19 protein-coding genes are annotated in these 18,627 nt (G+C 71.4%); 8 read left to right on the top strand and 11 right to left on the bottom strand.

Annotated elements, in window-relative coordinates:
* Positions 1-11: 11 nt before the first annotated feature.
* Positions 12-749: an isocitrate lyase/phosphoenolpyruvate mutase family protein gene (locus tag ACHFIV_RS02695; protein ID WP_398962862.1), complete on the bottom strand. Its 738-nt coding sequence runs from the start codon at positions 747-749 to the stop codon at positions 12-14.
* A 92-nt stretch (positions 750-841) separates the two neighbouring features.
* Entirely contained in the window at positions 842-1,354 is a 513-nt protein-coding gene (locus ACHFIV_RS02700) for a carboxymuconolactone decarboxylase family protein (protein WP_398962865.1), read from the bottom strand.
* Between the two features lie 47 nt (positions 1,355-1,401).
* Here ACHFIV_RS02700 and pdxR point away from each other — a divergent pair, with 47 nt between their 5' ends.
* From pdxR to ACHFIV_RS02715, 3 genes are all read left to right on the top strand, one after another.
* Positions 1,402-2,799 (top strand): MocR-like pyridoxine biosynthesis transcription factor PdxR, encoded by a 1,398-nt coding sequence (gene pdxR, locus ACHFIV_RS02705; RefSeq protein ID WP_398962868.1) that lies wholly within the window; start codon positions 1,402-1,404, stop codon positions 2,797-2,799.
* A gap of 132 nt (positions 2,800-2,931) precedes the next feature.
* On the top strand, positions 2,932-3,207 hold the full coding sequence (locus ACHFIV_RS02710) for a hypothetical protein (RefSeq protein ID WP_398962870.1): 276 nt from the start codon (positions 2,932-2,934) through the stop codon (positions 3,205-3,207).
* 7 nt (positions 3,208-3,214) lie between these two features.
* Complete coding sequence (locus ACHFIV_RS02715) at positions 3,215-4,402, top strand: glutathionylspermidine synthase family protein (RefSeq protein ID WP_398962873.1); 1,188 nt, start codon at positions 3,215-3,217, stop codon at positions 4,400-4,402.
* 34 nt (positions 4,403-4,436) lie between these two features.
* On the opposite strand, the gene rocD is transcribed toward ACHFIV_RS02715, so the two are convergent.
* A complete protein-coding gene (gene rocD, locus ACHFIV_RS02720; RefSeq protein WP_398962876.1) occupies positions 4,437-5,642 on the bottom strand; it encodes an ornithine--oxo-acid transaminase in 1,206 nt (401 codons plus the stop codon).
* A gap of 160 nt (positions 5,643-5,802) precedes the next feature.
* Complete coding sequence (locus ACHFIV_RS02725) at positions 5,803-5,985, bottom strand: hypothetical protein (RefSeq protein ID WP_398962879.1); 183 nt, start codon at positions 5,983-5,985, stop codon at positions 5,803-5,805.
* Positions 5,986-6,295: 310 nt separating this feature from the next.
* Here ACHFIV_RS02725 and trpS point away from each other — a divergent pair, with 310 nt between their 5' ends.
* Both trpS and ACHFIV_RS02735 read left to right on the top strand, forming a co-directional pair.
* Positions 6,296-7,309 carry a tryptophan--tRNA ligase gene (gene trpS / locus ACHFIV_RS02730; protein WP_398962881.1) on the top strand — a complete coding sequence of 338 codons (1,014 nt, stop codon included), beginning with the start codon at positions 6,296-6,298 and terminating at the stop codon, positions 7,307-7,309.
* A 90-nt stretch (positions 7,310-7,399) separates the two neighbouring features.
* Positions 7,400-7,990: a 2'-5' RNA ligase family protein gene (locus ACHFIV_RS02735; protein ID WP_398962883.1), complete on the top strand. Its 591-nt coding sequence runs from the start codon at positions 7,400-7,402 to the stop codon at positions 7,988-7,990.
* Between the two features lie 92 nt (positions 7,991-8,082).
* On the opposite strand, the gene ACHFIV_RS02740 is transcribed toward ACHFIV_RS02735, so the two are convergent.
* Together ACHFIV_RS02740 and ACHFIV_RS02745 are read right to left on the bottom strand one after the other, a co-directional pair.
* Complete coding sequence (locus tag ACHFIV_RS02740) at positions 8,083-8,841, bottom strand: decaprenylphospho-beta-D-erythro-pentofuranosid-2-ulose 2-reductase (protein WP_398962885.1); 759 nt, start codon at positions 8,839-8,841, stop codon at positions 8,083-8,085.
* Positions 8,842-9,076: 235 nt separating this feature from the next.
* The gene (locus tag ACHFIV_RS02745) at positions 9,077-10,426 is read right to left on the bottom strand and encodes an FAD-binding oxidoreductase (protein WP_398962888.1); all 1,350 of its coding nucleotides are present in this window, start codon (positions 10,424-10,426) and stop codon (positions 9,077-9,079) included.
* 128 nt (positions 10,427-10,554) lie between these two features.
* On the opposite strand from ACHFIV_RS02745, the gene ACHFIV_RS02750 reads away from it, so the two are divergent.
* On the top strand, positions 10,555-11,487 hold the full coding sequence (locus tag ACHFIV_RS02750; RefSeq protein ID WP_398962891.1) for a YihY/virulence factor BrkB family protein: 933 nt from the start codon (positions 10,555-10,557) through the stop codon (positions 11,485-11,487).
* Here ACHFIV_RS02750 and ACHFIV_RS02755 read toward each other — a convergent pair.
* Positions 11,435-12,676, bottom strand: a complete 1,242-nt coding sequence (locus ACHFIV_RS02755; RefSeq protein ID WP_398962894.1) for a D-alanyl-D-alanine carboxypeptidase family protein — start codon at positions 12,674-12,676, stop codon at positions 11,435-11,437. The genes ACHFIV_RS02750 and ACHFIV_RS02755 overlap by 53 nt on opposite strands.
* Before the next feature lie 121 nt (positions 12,677-12,797).
* Here ACHFIV_RS02755 and ACHFIV_RS02760 point away from each other — a divergent pair, with 121 nt between their 5' ends.
* Complete coding sequence (locus ACHFIV_RS02760) at positions 12,798-13,043, top strand: SCO4848 family membrane protein (protein ID WP_398962897.1); 246 nt, start codon at positions 12,798-12,800, stop codon at positions 13,041-13,043.
* Positions 13,044-13,097: 54 nt separating this feature from the next.
* Positions 13,098-14,426 carry a metallophosphoesterase gene (locus ACHFIV_RS02765; protein WP_398962900.1) on the top strand — a complete coding sequence of 443 codons (1,329 nt, stop codon included), beginning with the start codon at positions 13,098-13,100 and terminating at the stop codon, positions 14,424-14,426.
* 19 nt (positions 14,427-14,445) lie between these two features.
* On the opposite strand, the gene ACHFIV_RS02770 is transcribed toward ACHFIV_RS02765, so the two are convergent.
* The 4 genes from ACHFIV_RS02770 to sdhA form a co-directional block, all read right to left on the bottom strand.
* On the bottom strand, positions 14,446-15,219 hold the full coding sequence (locus ACHFIV_RS02770) for a TetR/AcrR family transcriptional regulator (RefSeq protein WP_398962903.1): 774 nt from the start codon (positions 15,217-15,219) through the stop codon (positions 14,446-14,448).
* A gap of 112 nt (positions 15,220-15,331) precedes the next feature.
* Positions 15,332-15,919, bottom strand: a complete 588-nt coding sequence (locus tag ACHFIV_RS02775; protein WP_398962906.1) for a hypothetical protein — start codon at positions 15,917-15,919, stop codon at positions 15,332-15,334.
* Positions 15,920-16,092: 173 nt separating this feature from the next.
* Positions 16,093-16,860, bottom strand: a complete 768-nt coding sequence (locus ACHFIV_RS02780) for a succinate dehydrogenase iron-sulfur subunit (RefSeq protein ID WP_387391136.1) — start codon at positions 16,858-16,860, stop codon at positions 16,093-16,095.
* Entirely contained in the window at positions 16,860-18,614 is a 1,755-nt protein-coding gene (gene sdhA / locus ACHFIV_RS02785) for a succinate dehydrogenase flavoprotein subunit (RefSeq protein ID WP_391771317.1), read from the bottom strand. The genes ACHFIV_RS02780 and sdhA overlap by 1 nt, the downstream gene beginning before the upstream one ends.
* Positions 18,615-18,627: the final 13 nt, after the last annotated feature.

Here is an 18,627-nt window from a genome sequence, read left to right on the forward strand (position 1 = left end):
CGGTTGCGGGGTCAGCGGCCGAGCAGCCGGCCGGCGACATCGCGCACGGCGTCGGCGGCCCTGCGCTGGAGCTGGGGGCCGAAGGTGATCCGTGACGCCCCCAGTTCCCCCAGCCGGCGGATGCCGGAGGGACCGTCGGGCACGCCGAGGGCGTTGACCGGGACCGGGACGGCGGCGGCCACGCGGGAGAGGACGTCCGCCGGCGCCATGATCGGATAGACGCAGTCCGCACCGGCTTCCGCGTAGAGCAGGGCTCGGGCGACCGTCTCCGCCTCCACGCCCGCCGCGGCGGGGCCCCCGTGGACGTACGTGTCGACACGGGCGTTGACGAAGAGGTGGCCGCCTGCCAGCGCGCGCACCTCCGCGAGCCGGTCGGCCTGACGCCGCGCGTCCACGAGGGCGCCGTCGGCCGAGTCCTCCAGGTTGCAGCCGACCGCTCCGGCTTCCAGGAGGCGGTCGACGAGTTCGGCCGGTGCCAGGCCGTAACCGGCTTCCACGTCCGCCGAGACGGGGACGGAGACCGCTCGCACGATGCGGGCCACCGCCGCGAACATCTCGGAGGCGGGCGTCTGCCCGTCGGCGTGACCGAGGGAGGCGGCCACACCGGCGCTGGGCGTGGCGAGGGCCGGGAATCCGGCGTCCTCGAACACACGGGCACTGGCGGCGTCCCACGGGCCGGGCAGGACCAGCGGATCACCCGGAAGACGTCCGTGGTGCAGGGCGCGGAAGACGGACGCGGGCTCGTTCATCAGGGCTCCGGGACGGGGAGGGACAGGGAGGAAGAGGGGACGGGCGGCGCACTGGATACGGCGGGCGGAGACCGTCCCCCGCATCGGCCCACTCAGTGCTTGACGTCACCGGGCGTGTGGTGACCGGGGGCCAGCCGTGCGGTCACGCCGAAACGGTTCCAGGCGTTGATCACCGTGATCGCGGCGATCAGCTGGGCGAGCTCGGCCTCCTCGAAGTGCCCGGCGGCCGCCGCGTAGACCTCGTCCGGCACGAACCCGTCGGTCAGGACCGTCACCGCCTCCGTCAGCCGGATCGCCGCCAGCTCCTTCTCCGTGTAGAAGTGCTGCGACTCCTCCCAGGCGCTGAGCTGGATGATCCGCTCGACGGACTCACCCGCCGCGAGGGCGTCCTTGGAGTGCATGTCCAGGCAGAAGGCGCAGTGGTTCAGCTGGGAGGCGCGGATCTTCACCAGTTCGAGCAGGGTGGGGTCGAGTCCCTTACGCGACGCGGCGTCCAGTCGGACCATGGCCTTGTAGACGTCGGGGGCGAGCTGTGCCCACTGGAGACGGGCCGGGTGCTCGGGGGCGTGGGCGGTGGCGGTGTGGTGATGTGTGTGCGTGGTCATGAGTTCGACGCTAACGGCTGGATGGCGCACCGGTATGGTCCATTTCCATGACGGATTCCTGGGCCGCTTTCGGTGCCGACCTGCACATCGAACCGGTCGGCGGGGGCCTGCGCAGCGGTCTGATGAACGCGTTGCGGGAGGCGGTGCGCACCGGGCGGCTCACCCCCGGCACCCGGCTGCCCTCCTCCCGGACGCTCGCCGCCGATCTCGGTGTCGCCCGCAACACCGTCGCCGACGCCTACGCCGAACTCGTCGCCGAGGGCTGGCTCACCGCTCGGCAGGGATCAGGGACGAGGGTCGCGCGCCGGGCCGACGCGGCCGGGCCGAAGCCCCGGCGTACGCCGTCCCGGGTCCGGCCACGGCCGGCGCACAGCCTGATGCCGGGGTCACCGGACGTCTCGGCCTTCCCACGCGCCGAATGGCTCAAGGCGTCGAGGCGCGCCCTCACCGCCGCCCCCGACCTGGCCTTCGGTTACGACGACCCCCAGGGCCGCGTCGAACTGCGAACCGTCCTGGCCGGTTATCTGGCGCGGGCGCGCGGGGTCCACGCGGACCCCGAACGCATCGTGATCTGCTCCGGATTCGTCCACGGGCTCACCCTGATGGGAAAGGTGCTGGCACGGCGCGGGGTCCGGGAGGCGGCCGTCGAGTCGTCCGGGCTGGACATCCACTGGGACCTTCTGGGAAAGGCCGGCCTGGGCACTCCGTGCCTCCCGGTGGACGGGCTCGGGGCCAGGACGGGGGAGCTCGGCGGTATGCACCGGGTGGGTGCCGCACTGCTGACACCCGCCCATCAGTTCCCCACGGGCGTCCCCCTCCACCCCGACCGGCGGGCGGCGGCGGTCGACTGGGCACGGTCCTCGGGCGGCCTGATCCTGGAGGACGACTACGACGGCGAGTTCCGGTACGACAGGCAACCGGTGGGCGCGCTCCAAGGGCTCGATCCGGAACGGGTGGTCTACATGGGGACAGCCAGCAAGTCGCTGGCCCCAGGACTCCGACTGGCCTGGATGGTGCTGCCGGAGCACCTGGTGGCGGAGGTGTGCGAGGCCAAGGGAGGTCCCGAGTGGATGACCGGGACGACGGACCAGCTGACCCTGGCGGAGTTCATCGCGTCGGGAGCGTACGACCGGCATGTGAGGGCCATGCGGCTGCGCTACCGGCGCCGCCGCGACCAGCTCGTCGCGGCGCTCGCGGAGCGGACGCCGGATTTCCGGGTGAGCGGCATCGCGGCGGGGCTGCACGCGGTGCTCGAACTCCCGGAGGGGACCGAGACGTCCGTCGTCCAGGCGGCCACCTGGCAGGGACTCGCACTGGAGCGGCTCTCGCGCTTCCGGCACCAGGACGCGGAACCGGGCCGTGAAGGACTGGTCATCGGCTACGGCACGCCGTCGGAGAGCGGCTGGGCGGGGGCGCTGGACGCACTCTGCCGGGTGCTCCCGTGACCGGGGATGTCGGGATATGCGCGAGGAGTGGGCGGCACCGGGTTTCAGCCGAGCCAGCCGTGCATCTAATCTGACTGGCAGTTCGCGGGTCGGCGGACATCGGCTCGTGGGTACGACGGGGGAGAACAGGACATGAACAGGCGCAAGCTGAGGTCGAGCACCGTCGTGCTCGGCGGCATGGGAGTGCTCGCGGCAACGCTCACCGCTTGCAGTTCGGAACCGGACGAACGGTGCGTCGACCCGGTGACCCAGGAGATCCTGCCTAGCTACGAGTGCGAGGACAGCGACGGCAGCGGTAGCTACTACTACGGCGGCAGCAGCCACAACAACCGGGTCTCCGGCGGCAGCTTCAACAAGTCCGCGGTCGAACGTGACGGATTCGGCTCCTCCGGCTCCAGCGGCGGCTGAGTCCCCCATGGAACGCCGCACCACGGAACCGCGCCCCGGCTGGCAGGAGACCGTCGAGGAGCAGGGGCTGATCTACCCCCTGACCCGCTACCCGGACGGCTCCCTGCGCCCGTACTGGGACGAGAGCGCCTACTACGTCTTCTCGCTGCCCGAGGTCGAGGCGCTGGAAGAGGTCGTGGAGGAGCTCCACGCGATGTGTCTGGCCGCCGCCGCGCACATCGTCGAGCACGACCGCTTCGCCGACCTCGGCATCACCGACCCCCGGCTGGCCGGCCTGGTCGCGGAGTCCTGGCGGCGTCGCGCCGAACTCCCCTCCCTGTACGGAAGATTCGACCTGCGGTACGACGGCACCGGCCCGGCCAAGATGCTGGAGTACAACGCCGACACCCCGACCTCCCTGGTGGAGGCCGCCAGCCCCCAGTGGTTCTGGATGGAGGACCGCTTCCCCGGCGCCGACCAGTGGAACTCCCTGCACGAGCGTCTCGTCGACGCGTGGAAACGCCAGGCCCCGCTGCTGCCGCCCGGCCCCCTGCACTTCGCCCACTCCGACGGCGACGAGCTGGGCGAGGACCTGATGACGGTGGCCTACCTGCGGGAGACCGCCGCGCAGGCCGGGATCGACACCGAGGCGCTCTCCGTCGAACGCATCGGCTGGGACCGGCTGTCCCGCCGGTTCGTCGACGAGCGGCTCCGCTTCATCCGCAGCTGCTTCAAGCTGTACCCGTGGGAATGGCTGACGACCGACCGCTTCGGTCCGCACGTGCTGGACACCCTCGACAACGGCGGCGGCACGGGCAGCACCTGCTGGATCGAGCCCGCCTGGAAGATGCTCCTCTCCAACAAGGCGCTGCTGGCGATCCTCTGGGAGCTGTACCCGGGCCACCCCAATCTCCTCCCCGCCTATCTCGACGGCCCCCGCGAGCTGGCCGGCGCCGGTGGAGCGGGCTACGTCGCCAAGCCGCTGCTCGGCCGCGAAGGTGCCGGGGTCACCGTCCACGAACCGGGCAGCGCCCCGGTGACGCGCGACGAGCCCTGCTGCTACCAGGAGCTGGCGCCCCTGCCCGACTTCTCCGGCAACCGCGTGGTGCTCGGGGCCTGGGTGGTCGAGAACGAGTCGGCCGGTCTCGGCATCCGGGAGTCGGCGGGGCTGGTCACGGACGAGTACGCCCGGTTCCTGCCCCACGTCATCCTCTGAGCCGCGACGGAGCGCACCCCCCACCGATCCGGGTTCAGCCGGCCAGGACTCCGCGGAGCTGTTCCAGGCCCCAGTCGAGGTCCTCCTTGCTGATCACCAGGGGCGGGGCGATCCGGATCGTGGAACCGTGGGTGTCCTTGACCAGCACCCCGCGGTCCATCAGCTTCTCCGAGATCTCCCGGCCCGTGCCGAGAGCCGGGGAGACGTCGACTCCTGCCCACAGGCCCCGCCCCCGCACAGCCCGGACCGTGCCGCCACCCGTCAGCAGCCCCAGCTCGTGGTGGAGATGGTCGCCCAGCTCCGCCGCGCGCTGCTGGAACTCACCGGTGCGCAGCATCGCGACCACCTCCAGCGCCACCGCGCACGCCAGCGGATTGCCGCCGAAGGTGGATCCGTGCTCGCCCGGCCCGAAGACACCGAGCACCGCCGCTGAGGACACGACGGCCGAGACCGGCACCACGCCACCGCCCAGCGCCTTGCCCAGCACGTACATGTCGGGCACGACACCCTCGTGCTCACAGGCGAAGGTCCGGCCCGTGCGGCCCAGGCCGGACTGGATCTCGTCCGCCACGAACAGCACGTTCCGCTCGCGGGTCATCTCCCGCACCCCGGCGAGATAGCCCGGCGGAGGGACCAGCACCCCGGCCTCGCCCTGGATCGGTTCCATCAGCACCGCGACGGTGTTCTCCGTCATCGCCTCCGACAGCGCGGTCAGATCCCCGTACGGGACGATCTCGAACCCCGGCGTGTACGGGCCGAAGTCGTCCCGTGCCTCGTGGTCGGTGGAGAAACTGACGATCGTGGTCGTCCTGCCGTGGAAGTTGTCGGCCGCGACGATGATCTTCGCCATCCCGTCCGGGACGCCCTTGACCCGGTAGCCCCACTTACGGGCCGTCTTCACCGCCGTCTCCACCGCTTCCGCCCCGGTGTTCATGGGGAGGACCATCTCCATGCCGCAGAGCTCGGCGAGCCGCGTGCAGAACTCGGCGAAACGGTCGTGGTGGAACGCGCGCGAGGTCAGCGTGACGCGATCCAGCTGGGCCTTGGCCGCGTCGACCAGGCGCCGGTTGCGGTGTCCGAAGTTGAGCGCCGAGTACCCGGCGAGCATGTCGAGATAGCGACGCCCCTCGACATCGGTCATCCAGGCGCCGTCCGCCGAGGCGACGACGACCGGCAGCGGGTGGTAGTTGTGCGCGCTGTGCGCCTCGGCGGAGGCGATGGCGGTGTCCGTGGTCGGCACGGGATCTCCGTTCGTCGTGCGGCGTGGGCGGGGTGTGCCCACTTTGTATCGTCGGTCGGAACCAGGACCCGGAAACCTTCCGCGCGCGGCGCGCCCCGCGACCGCCGTGTCCGTGCCCGCTTCCGGGTGCGCGAGCCCGTCCGCCGCCCCTCTCCGCCGCTCAGCCGTCGACGAGCTCCCGACGCTCGGCCGCCCGGTGCCACAGCCCCCGGTACGTCCGGGGGACCTCGGGCGCGGTGTGGATCCGCACCGCGACCGGATTGTTGCCGGGGAGGACCCGATCGGTCCTGGACGGCCGCACGTCGAGCGCCGTCCACGTGACGTCGGTCTGCCGGGTCCCCACCAGAGCCGTCCAGCGACGAGGGCCGCTGTCCCACCGCTCGACGGGGCCGGCAGCACGCTCGCCGGCCCTCCCGCCGATGCCCCGGGCGCCGTCAGCAGGGCCGGGTCGAGCACCGTCGCGAGGACGGCGAGACGCCGCGCCCACCGGGCGGGCGGAGCGTGTTTCTCGTCTCATTCGTCACGATGCGCAGCAGCCACGGCCGGAAGGAAGCGGCGTCCCGGAACCTCCCCTGTGGAGCCCCTTCCCGCGTCCTCGCATCTTTCCCACACCGGTTGCCGGAGATCGGTTCCGCACCTGAGACAATGAGTTCATGGCCTCTGACCGACCCCGCGTGCTCTCCGGAATCCAGCCCACCGCAGGCTCGTTCCACCTCGGCAACTACCTCGGCGCGGTCCGCCAGTGGGTGGCGCTGCAGGAGTCCCACGACGCCTTCTACATGGTGGTGGACCTGCACGCGATCACCGTGCCGCAGGATCCGGCGCAACTCCGGGCCAACACCCGGCTCGCCGCCGCCCAGTTGCTGGCCGCCGGGCTCGACCCGGAGCGCTGCACGCTCTTCGTCCAGAGCCATGTCCCCGAACACGCCCAGCTCGGCTGGATCATGAACTGCCTCACCGGTTTCGGTGAGGCGTCCCGCATGACGCAGTTCAAGGACAAGTCCGCCAGGCAGGGTGCCGAGCGGGCGACCGTGGGCCTCTTCACCTACCCGGTCCTCCAGGTCGCCGACATCCTGCTGTACCAGGCCAACCAGGTCCCCGTCGGCGAGGACCAGCGTCAGCACATCGAGCTCACCCGGGATCTCGCCGAGCGTTTCAACGGCCGCTTCGGCCAGACGTTCACCGTCCCGGCGCCGTACATCCTCAAGGAGACGGCGAAGATCTTCGACCTGCAGGACCCGGCGGTCAAGATGAGCAAGTCGGCGTCCACGCCGAAGGGTCTGATCAACCTGCTCGACGACCCGAAGGCCACCGCGAAGAAGGTCAGGAGCGCGGTCACCGACACGGACACCGTGATCAGGTACGACGTGGAGAAGAAGCCCGGTGTCAGCAACCTCCTGAGCATCTACTCCACCCTCACCGGCACCGCCGTCCCCGACCTGGAACAGAAGTACGAGGGCAAGGGGTACGGCGCGCTCAAGACCGACCTCGCCGAGGTCATGGTGGAGTTCGTCACTCCGTTCCGGACCCGGACCCAGGAGTACCTGGACGACCCGGAGACCCTGGACGCCCTCCTGGCCAAGGGAGCGGAGAAGGCCAGGGCCGTCGCCGCCGAGACGCTGGCGCGGACCTACGACCGGATGGGCCTTCTGCCTGCGAAGCACTGAGTCCAAGGACCCTGGCGGGAGCACGGCCGGAGGGGCCACACTGGCGTCGGCACGACCGAAGTACGACCTTCGACGATTGAGGAGAACGATGTGGGGACCGTAACGCTTGGCGTTTCGATCGCGGTCCCGGAGCCGTACGGCAGCCTGCTCCAGGAGCGGCGCGCGAGCTTCGGGGACCCTGCCGCGTACGGCATTCCCACCCACGTCACCCTCCTCCCGCCGACCGAGGCCGAGGCGGCCGACCTGCCGGCGATCGAGGCGCACCTCTCCCGGATCGCCACGGCGGGCCGGCCCTTCCCGATGCGGCTGTCCGGCACGGGCACCTTCCGCCCGCTCTCGCCGGTCGTCTACGTCCAGGTCGTCGAGGGAGCCTCGGCCTGCTCCTGGCTCCAGAAGCGGGTGCGGGAGGCCTCCGGCCCCCTGGTGCGTGAGCTGCAGTTCCCGTACCACCCGCACGTGACCGTGGCGCACGGGATCGACGAGGAGGCCATGGACCGCGCGTTCAAGGAGCTCTCCTCCTACGAGGCGGCCTGGACCTGTGGTTCCTTCGCCCTGTACGAACAGGGTGCGGACGGCGTCTGGCGCAAGATCCACGAGTTCCCGTTCGGGGGCGGCGACGGCGCGCCCGCCGTACCGGCCCAGGGCGGCAGCGCCATGGACCAGCCGTCCCTGCACCCCTGAGCGCCGCACCGGCCCGAGCCTGACACGCCGACGAGCCGCGGTCCCGGTCCGGACCGCGGCTCGTCGCAGCCCTCGGCTCGTGCCGCGCGGCCCTACCGCACCGGCAGCCGTCGGAACAGCGGACGCGGCACATGCCGCAGGGCGGACATCACCACCCGCAGCGCCCCGGGCACCCAGACGGTCTCCGAACGCCGCCGCAGCCCCGCCACGATCGCGTCCGCGACGGCGCCCGGGGTCGTGGCGAGCGGCGCCTCCTCGCGTCCGGCCGTCATCCGTGACCGTACGAAGCCCGGTCGCACCACCATCACATGCACCCCTGTCCCGTGCAGCGCGTCGCCGAGCCCCTGCGCGAAGGCGTCCAGGCCCGCCTTGCTGGAGCCGTAGATGAAGTCGGCGCGCCGGGCACGTTCGCCGGCCACCGAGGAGAGCACCACCAGCGATCCGTGGCCCTGTGCCTGGAGTGCGCCGGCGCAGACGAGGCCGGCGGAAACCGCCCCGGTGTAGTTCGTCTGCGCCACCCGGACCGCTGAGAGAGGCTCCTCCTCGTCGCGCGCCTGGTCGCCCAGGACGCCGAAGGCCAGCAGCACCATGTCGATGTCGCCCTCGGTGAAGACCTTGCCGAGCACCTCCTCGTGGGAGGCGGAGTCGAGCGCGTCGAAGGCGACGGTGCGGACGTCGGCCCCGAGCTCGCGCAGCCCCGCCGCGGCCCGTTCCAGGGCGGGGGACGGCCGTCCGGCCAGCCGGACGGTCCGGGTGCGCCGGGCGATCAGCCGTCGCGCGGTGGCCAGGCCGATCTCCGAGGTGCCGCCGAGAACGAGCAGGGACTGCGGGGCACCGAAGGCGTCCTTCACGGGTAACTCCTAGCGCGATGACAGAGCGGGGGGCGGGTGGGCGGAAAGGGCGGCCGGGCGGGCGGAGCGGCCACCGGGCGGCCCGGGAGGCCGCGAGGGACCGGACAGGGGGCCAGGGCGCCCGTGGGGGTGCCGGGCGCTCGCGGACGGGGGAGGTCCCCCGCCCGCGACGGGCGCGGGCGGTACGGGCGTCACCAGGCGAGCACCCAGGCCGCGCGCCTCCCCGCGGCACGGGTCAGAGCGCGAGGCGGCGGGACAGGTCGGACCGGAAGGCCCCTGCCGGGTCCACCGCCTCGCGCAGCGCCCGGAACTCGGGCAGCCGCGGGTACATCGCGGCCACCAGGCCGGGCCGCAGCCTCGCGTCCTTCGCCAGGCAGACCCGGCCTCCCGCCGCCGCCACCTCCTCGTCCAGGACGTCGAGCAGGCGGGCCAGGCCGGGCAGGCCGGCGGGCACCGAGAAGGAGAGGGACCAGCCGGGCGCCGGGAAGGAGAGCCAGCCGGGGCCGCCGTCGCCGAACCTCTGGAGCACGGCGTCAGAGGCGGGACACCGGCGCACGGTGAGCTGTCGGACGATGCGGTGCAGGGTCTCCGCCTGGCCGTGTCCGACGGTGAACTCGTACCGCACGCGGGCTCCCCGGCCGGGGAGCCCGCTCCACCGGGGTCCGGCGTCCAGGGGATGGAGGAAGGTGGAGATCCGCTGCAGTTCGCCGGCCCGCGACGTGGGGGCGCCGTGGTACCGGATCGCGTGCAGGAGCGCTGCCGGCGACCGTCCGAGCAGCCCCTCGGGGACCAGCGCGGGAGCGGTGGGCAACTGTCCCGGACGGAACGTGAGAGCTGTGCGCCGAGCGCGCGCAGGGAGCGCGTCCAGGGGTGCGTGCTCCCCGCGCGTGACGACGGCCCGTCCCGTCGCCCTTCCGCGCGCCAGCAGGTCGATCCAGGCAGCCGCGTACGGGGTGCGGTCGCCGCACGCGGCCAGCCGGGCCAGCGCCTCGTCCAGGTCGCCCGCCCGCGCGGTGTCGACCGACATCAGGGAGCTGGTGACGCGGCGCAGCGAGAGGGTGGCGGAGAGGACGACTCCGGTCAGACCCATGCCGCCGGCGGTCGCGTCGAACAGATCGGTGCCCGGGAGCACCGTGCGCACCTCACCGTCGGCGGTCAGCAGTTCCAGGGCACGCACGTGCCGGGCGAACGATCCCGCGGTCCGGTGGTTCCTGCCGTGGACGTCGGAGCCGATCGCTCCGCCGACGGTGACGTGGCGGGTCGCGGGGGTGACGGGGACGAACCAGCCGAGCGGGAGCAGCGTCTCCATCAGGCGGTGCAGGCTCACCCCGGCCTCGCAGACCACGGTCCCCGCGACGGAGTCGACCGCGCGGATCCGGTCGAGTGCGGTCATGTCGACCACCGAGCCGCCCGCGTTCTGCGCGGCGTCGCCGTGCGCGCGGCCCAGTCCCCGGGCGACGACCCCCCGGGGCCCACGGCCCCGCACGACGGCCGCCGCGTCGTCGTACGTGCGAGGGCGGAACCGCAGCGCGGTCGTCGGGGCGGTGCGGCCCCAGCCGGACAAGGACACCGTGTCGACAGACATGGTCGTGACCGTATCGTCCAGGAAAACCCTTTTGAGGGATTTGTTACAGGACTCACCGAAATGGGTGATTGGAGGGCCGACAGGCCGCCCCTGCCGCTTTTCCGCGCCCGGACGGGTACGCGTACGTCATGGACTGGCTGAAGAAACTCCCCGTGATCGGGCCACTCGTCGCGCGGTTGACGCAGACGCACGCCTGGCGCTCCTACGAGACGCTGGACCGGGCCCACTGGACCAGGCTCGCCGCGGCCATCACCTTCCTCAGCTTCCTCGCGCTCTTCCCGCTGATCGCGGTCGGGGCCGCCGTCGGGGCCGCGCTGCTCTCCGCCGAGCAGCTCGACGAGATCAAGGAGAAGCTCGCCGACCAGGTGCCCGGCATCTCGGACCAGCTCGGCATCGACAACCTCGTGGCCAACGCGGGCACGGTGGGGGTCGTCGCCGGTGTGCTGCTCCTCTTCACCGGCATCGGGTGGATCGGCTCGATGAGGGACTGCCTGCGCGCGGTCTGGGAGAAGGACGACGTGGACGAGGGGAATCCGGTCGTCCGCAAGCTCAAGGACGCCGGACTGCTCCTCGGTCTCGGCGGAGCGGCCCTCCTGACGCTCGTCGTGTCCACGGTCGCCTCCACGGCCATCGGCTGGACGGCCGACCGCATGGGGATCCCGGAGGCCGGTGTGGGCGGAGTGCTGCTCCAGGCGGCTGCCGTGGGAGTCGCGGTCCTCGCCGACTTCCTGATCCTGCTCTACCTGCTGACCCTGCTGCCCGGGGTGGAGCCGCCGCGCCGGCGCCTCGTCGTGGCCGGACTGGTCGGAGCGGTCGGCTTCGAGCTGCTCAAGCTGCTGCTCGGCAGCTACATGCGGGATGTCGCGTCCAAGAGCATGTACGGCGCGTTCGGTGTGCCGATCGCGCTCCTCCTGTGGATCAACTTCAGCGCGAAGCTCCTGCTGGTGTGCGCCGCCTGGACGGCGACACCGAGCAGGAGCGGCGGGAACGGCCCGGCGGACCCTGACGTCAGCGACGGGGGAGGCGGCGCACCAGGTCGGGCAGCGGCCAGCGCCGGTTGACCAGGAACACCCCGGCAGCCAGGACCACCAGCAGCCCGCCCGCGACCGACAGCGCGGTCCACACGCCGCCGGCGCCTGCCGCGGCGACCGTGGCCGCGTGCTTCTTCCTGTCCGCCTCGGCCGCGCCCGCCGCGGCTGCTTCGGAGCCCTTCGCCGCCACCGCGGACTTCGGCGGTACCAGTTCACCGACCGGTGTCACCTTGCCGCTGGCGGCAAAGCCCCAGTCGAGCAGGCCCGCTGCCTCCTTGTAGACGGCGTGGCTCTCCTCCGACTCGGGGTTCATGACCGTCACCAGGAGTACCTTGCCGTCGCGTTCGGCGATCCCCGTGAACGTGTTGCCCGCGTGGGTGGTGTAGCCGTTCTTGACGCCCGCGATGCCCTTGTACGGCTCCACCCCGATGTCACCGGTGATCAGCCGGTTGGTGTTCTGGATCTCGAAGTTCTCCCGCTTCTTGCCCTTCTTCTGCGCGCCGGGGAACACCGCCGTCGCCGTCGCGGCGTACTCGCGGAAATCCGCCTTCTGCATCCCGCTGCGGGCGATCAGGGTCAGGTCGTACGCGCTGGAGACCTGCTTCGGGGAGTCGTAGCCGTCGGGCGAGACGACCTTGGTGTCCAGGGCCTGGAGCTCCTCGGCGTGACGCTGCATCGCGGCGACGGTGGCGGGCACGCCGCCGTACATCTCCGAGAGCACGTGCACGGCGTCGTTGCCGGAGCGGAGGAACACACCGAGCCACAGGTCGTGGACCGTGTACAGGTGGTTCTCCTTGACCCCCACCAGGCTGCTTCCCTCACCGATGCCGGAGAGTTCGTCCTGGGTCACCAGGTGGGTCAGGGTCTTCGGCTGCAGGGCGGGCAGGACCGTGTCGGCGAAGAGCATCTTCAGGGTGGAGGCGGGCGGCAGCCGCCAGTGCGCGTTGTGGGACGCGAGCACCTCACCGCTCTCCGCGTCCGCGACGATCCACGACCGCGCGCTGAGACCCTTCGGCAGGACCGGGGCGCCGGGCCCCAGGGCGACCTGGGTGCCCACCTCGCCCAGCCGCTCGCCGCCCACGGTCGACATCGGACCGGTCGGCTTCGGCTGTTTGTCGTCGGTCTTGTCCTTGTCGGCCGCCCCGGCGGGACTGACGACGCATACGGACAGCAACGCGGCAGAGAGGACCGTCATTACGGTCTTTTTCAGAGCAGGCACGGTCGGAAACGTACATGGCGTTGCTGAGGATGGGGACCCGGATGGCCTGACCCGCCGTGCATACCGCCGGGACAGCCCACCCCGGGCGATCGGACGGTAGCGCGGCGGCGATACTGGTCCCATGAAGCTCAGCCGCCCCGTCTCCTGGTTCCTGCTCGTCTTCGGAGCGTGGAGCTGGGTCATCTGGGTCACCTTTGTCAAGAATCTCTGGAAGGACGGCAGTGGGCTCGCGTTCGACGACGCGGGCGACCCGACTGCGTACTTCTGGGTCCATCTCGCACTCGCCATCACCTCGTTTCTTCTGGGGACGGCTGTGGGGGTCATCGGGTTCCGTGGCGTCAGGGCTTTGCGTCGCGAAGACGCGTGACGGGCCGGGCGCGGGCCGTCATCCGGACAGGATCGTTTCAGCGGGGGAGCGTACGTGGTTGTCGTCTTCGTGCTCATTGCGGTCGCGGTTCTCGCGCTGCTGGCCGGCGTGCACAGATACGTGTGGCGCCGGCTGATCGGTGACACGACGCGGAAGGGCAGCCCGGCGCGCCGCGCGGGGACGGCCGCGGCCTTCGTGCTGCCGCTGCTGACCGTCGGAGCCCTCGTCTCCGGCCGCGCGGGGTTCCCGTTCCCGGTGCAGCAGGTGCTGGCCTGGCCGGGCTATCTGTGGCTGGCCGCCCTGCTGTACCTGACGCTGGCCCTGCTGGTGGGAGAGGCCGTACGCCCCCTGCTGCGCCGGATCCTCGCCCGCCGGGCCGCCGCGGCCGGCGCCGGGCACCCGGACCGGGCCCCCGCCACGGACGGCGAGCACGCTCCCCCCGCCCCCCGGCCGGCGGAGCAGCTCAGCGCCACGGCCACCGGGGCAGGCTCCGCGACGGGCAGCACCCGGACGGACCCCGCGCCGCCCGCCGACGCCCCGGGCCGGCCCGTCGCCGACCCCTCGCGGCGGCTCTTCGTGGCCCGCGCCGTCGGCGGCGCGGCCGCCCTCGCCGGGCTCGGCACCGTCGGGCACGGCACCTACGGGGTACTGCGCGGGCCCAAGGTCAAGCGGATCACCGTGCCGCTCGCCAGGCTGCCGCGCTCCGCCCACGGCTTCCGGATCGCCGTGGTCAGCGACATCCACCTCGGCCCCATCCTGGGCAGCGCCCACACCCGCCGCATCGTGGACACGATCAACGCGACCCGGCCCGACCTGGTCGCCGTGGTGGGCGACCTCGTCGACGGTTCGGTCGCCGACCTCGGTACCGCGGCCGAGCCGCTCGCCGGGCTCGAGGCGCGCCACGGCAGCTACTTCGTCACCGGCAACCACGAGTACTTCTCGGGGGCGGCCGAATGGGTCGACCACGTACGCGAGCTGGGGCTGCACCCGCTGGAGAACGCCCGCGTCGAGATCGCGGGCTTCGACCTCGCCGGAGTCAACGACATCGCCGGCGAGAGCGAGGGCCAGGGACCCGACTTCGCCAGGGCGCTGGGAGACCGGGACCGCAGCCGCGCCTCCGTCCTCCTCGCACACCAGCCCGTCGTCATCGACGACGCCGTCGAGTACGGGGTCGGTCTCCAGCTCTCCGGCCACACCCACGGAGGCCAGCTCTGGCCCGGGAACCTGCTGGCGGAGCTCGCCAACCCGACCGTCGCCGGGCTCGAACGCTACGGCGACACCCAGCTGTACGTCTCGCGCGGTGCGGGCGCCTGGGGGCCGCCCGTACGCGTCGGCGCCCCCTCCGACATCACCGTGGTGGAGCTCGCCTCCCCGCAGGCCTGAACCCGGCGGCCCCGCAGCCTCAGGCGGACCCGGCGTCCCGGGCGCCGCGCGAGGGCGACCCGGGCATGAACTCCACCAGCACCTCGTGGATCTGCCGCACGAGCGGTCGCAGCACCCGGAAGCGGGAGAGCGCGATCGCACGGGCGGCGATCGGCGCGGTGCGCTCGACGAGCCGGCGGCTGCGTTCCGTGCCCTCGGAACGGTCGTACACCCAGAACAGCACCAGGCCCATCTGCATCAGCCACATCAACTGCGGCAGCAGTACGGCCAGTTCCGGATCGGCCTTGGTCGACGACCCGGACAGGCAGCGTTCGTGCACCGAGATGACCGCCGCCCGGGCCGCGGCCGAATCCGGGGAGAACGGGGAGAGCGGGCTGTCCGGGTCGGCGGCGTTCTTGAAGAACTGCGCGGCGAAGCGGTGGTACTGCCCGGCCACGTCCAGCCAGCCGAGCAGCACCCCCCTGATACGTACGGCGAGGTCCTTGTCGCCGGCCAGCACGGGCTGCACCGCCGCCTCGTGCTCGGTGGCGATCCGGTCGTAGAAGCCCTGGACGAGGTGTTCCTTCGACGAGAAGTAGTAGTAGGCGTTCCCGACGGAGACGCCCGCCTCCTGCGCGATGGCCCGCATCGTCGTCCGGTCGTAGCCGCGCTCCTCGAAGAGCCGGAGCGCGGTCTCCAGGATCAGCGTGCGGGTCTGCTCGCTCTTCGGCGCCCTGGACCGCCTGGCCGCCCCGTCGCTTCCGGCCGGCTCCGGACCGTCCGCGTCCGCCACGTTCTTCTCTTGCTTCACCACGGTCCCAAGGCTAACCGGGAGATCTCCGCACCGGGACCGGGCGGACGGCGGCGCTCCGGCGGCGGGCCGGAGCGCCCCCGGGGAGAGTGCGGGGCGGGCGGACGGGTCCTGCTCAGGCGCTCATCGAACGCGCGGTGTTGATCTGGGACATGACCCACTGGAAGGTCTCGGGTCCGGTGGCCGGGATCATCGTCTGGTGGTGCCGCCCGCCACTGGTGACCGTGATCTGCACGAAGCCGGTCGTGCGCTTCTCCTTCATCAGGAGGAACAGCAGACCGATGAGGCAGAACAGCGCGAACACGATCGCCAGCACGATGCCCACGGTGGGGATCTTCTCCTCCGTGCGCGACATGTCGGTCGCCGTCCACACGGCTCCCTTGAGCGGCAGGGTCCCCGACGGGGTCACGATGCCGTCGTTCATCACCGTGATGTCACCGAGCGAGAGCATCGGGATCCCGCCGCCCTGCTGCACGGGCAGGTTGAAACCGGGCTCGGTCGGCTGACCGGGGCCGGGATAGCCGTAACCGGGACCGGGCTGCGCCGCGGAGTCGGGCAGCGGCTGCGGGTAGCCGTACGCCGGAGTGGCGCCCGGCGCCGGATAGCCGTAGCCCTGGCCGTCCGGCATCGTGGGCGGGTTGCCCGGCGGCTGGGGCGGGCCCCACTTGTATGAGTCGTCCGCGTACGGATTCGGATCGCTCACAACGTTCCCCGTTCTCCATCAAGCCATCTGCTCCCGTGCTGTGCTGCGCCAGGAGGGGCGAGCCGGTCGAAGGCTCCGCATGACCGTACCGCCCCGGCCCGCCCGATGCACCAAGAGGCCCCGTTCCCGCACTCTGCGTGCGCGGGGACGGGGCCTCCCGTGGTGGCGCCGGGTCAGAAGCGACGCGTGATCAGCGCGCGCTTCACTTCCTGGATCGCCTTGGTGACCTCGATGCCACGCGGGCAGGCGTCCGTGCAGTTGAACGTCGTGCGGCAACGCCACACACCGTCACGGTCGTTGAGGATCTCCAGGCGCTGCTCCCCGGCCTCGTCACGCGAGTCGAAGATGAAGCGGTGCGCGTTGACGATGGCCGCCGGGCCGAAGTACTGGCCGTCGTTCCAGAACACCGGGCACGAGGACGTGCACGCGGCGCACAGGATGCACTTGGTGGTGTCGTCGAAGCGCTCCCGGTCCTCGGCGGACTGCAGGCGCTCACGCGTCGGCTCGTTGCCCTTGGTGACGAGGAAGGGCATGACGTCGCGGTAGGCCTGGAAGAACGGGTCCATGTCGACCACGAGGTCCTTGAGGACCGTGAGGCCCTTTATGGCCTCGACCGTGATCGGCTTCTCCGGGTTGATGTCCTTGATCAGCGTCTTGCAGGCGAGCCTGTTCTTGCCGTTGATCCGCATCGCGTCGGAGCCGCAGATGCCGTGTGCGCAGGAGCGCCGGAACGTCAGCGTGCCGTCCTGCTCCCACTTGATCTTGTGAAGGGCGTCGAGCACCCGCTCCTTCGGGTCGATCGAGATCTGGAAGTCCTGCCACTGGACCTCGTCGGAGACCTCGGGGTTGAAGCGGCGGATCCGGAACGTGGCCGTGATGTACGGGGTGTCGGCGAAGCCCGCCTCGGCCTTGTCGGTCTTGTCCAGGGTCGGGGTAGCCATCAGTACTTACGCTCCATCGGCTGGTAGCGGGTCGTGACGACCGGCTTGTAGTCGAGCCGGATCGACTCGGTGCCGTCGTCCGCGACCTCGCGGTACGCCATGGTGTGGCGCATGAAGTTGACGTCGTCGCGGTTCGGGTAGTCCTCGCGGTAGTGACCGCCGCGGGACTCCTTGCGGGCCAGCGCGGAGGTCGCCATGACCTCGGCCAGGTCGAGCAGGTTGCCCAGCTCGATGGCCTCCAGCAGGTCGGTGTTGAACCGCTTGCCCTTGTCCTGGATGGACACGTTGAGGTAGCGCGCCCGCAGTTCGGCGATCTTCTCGACCGCCGTCTTGATGGTCTGCTCGGTGCGGAACACCATCACGTTGGCGTCCATGCACTCCTGCAGCTCCGTGCGGAGCGCGTGCACACGCTCGGTGCCCGTCGAGTTGCGCAGCCGCTCGACCTGCTCCTGGACCAGCTGCGCCGGGTTCTCGGGAAGTTCGACGAAGTCGTTCTTCGCGGAGTACTCGGCGGCGGCGATGCCCGACCGGCGTCCGAAGACGTTGATGTCGAGCAGCGAGTTGGTGCCCAGGCGGTTGGCGCCGTGCACGGAGACACAGGCGACCTCGCCGGCGGCGTAGAGGCCGGGGACGACGGTGGTGTTGTCGGCCAGCACCTCGCCCTCGACGTTGGTCGGGATGCCGCCCATGGCGTAGTGCGCGGTCGGCTGGATCGGGATCGGGTCCGTGTAGGGCTCGATGCCGAGGTACGTACGCGCGAACTCGGTGATGTCCGGGAGCTTCGCGTCCAGCTGCTCCGGCGGGAGGTGCGTGAGGTCGAGGTAGACGTGGTCGCCCTCGGGGCCGCAGCCACGGCCCTCGCGGATCTCCGTGTAGATGGAGCGGGACACGACGTCGCGGGACGCGAGGTCCTTCATGACCGGCGCGTACTTCTCCATGAAGCGCTCGCCGTCCTTGTTGCGGAGGATGCCGCCCTCACCACGGGCGCCCTCCGTCAGCAGGATGCCCATGCGCCAGATGCCCGTCGGGTGGAACTGGAAGAACTCCATGTCCTCCAGCGGCAGACCGCGGCGGTACGCGGCGGCCTGGCCGTCACCGGTCAGGGTGTGGGCGTTGGACGTCACCTTGAAGAACTTGCCGGTGCCGCCGGAGGCGAAGATGATCGACTTCGCCTGGAAGACGTGGATCTCGCCGGTCGCCAGCTCGTAGGCGACGACGCCCGCGGACTTCTTGACCCCGTCGACCTCCTGGAGCAGGAGGTCGAGGACGTAGAACTCGTTGAAGAACTCCACACCCTCCTTGACGCAGTTCTGGTACAGCGTCTGGAGGATCATGTGGCCGGTGCGGTCCGACGCGTAGCAGGAACGGCGGACCGGGGCCTCGCCGTGGCTGCGGGTGTGACCGCCGAAGCGGCGCTGGTCGATGCGGCCCTCGGGCGTGCGGTTGAACGGCAGGCCCATCTTCTCCAGGTCGAGGACGGCGTCGATGGCCTCCTTCGCCAGGATCTCGGCGGCGTCCTGGTCGACCAGGTAGTCGCCGCCCTTGATCGTGTCGAAGGTGTGCCACTCCCAGTTGTCCTCCTCCACGTTGGCGAGCGCCGCGGCCATGCCGCCCTGCGCCGCGCCGGTGTGGGAGCGGGTGGGGTAGAGCTTCGTCAGCACGGCGGTCCGGCTGCGCTTCGTCGACTCGATGGCCGCGCGCATGCCGGCGCCGCCTGCGCCGACGATGACGGTGTCGTACTTGTGGATCTGCATGGTTTCCTCTGGT

Origin of the sequence: Streptomyces sp. ALB3, from assembly GCF_044385685.1 — a bacterium.
GTDB lineage: Bacteria > Actinomycetota > Actinomycetes > Streptomycetales > Streptomycetaceae > Streptomyces.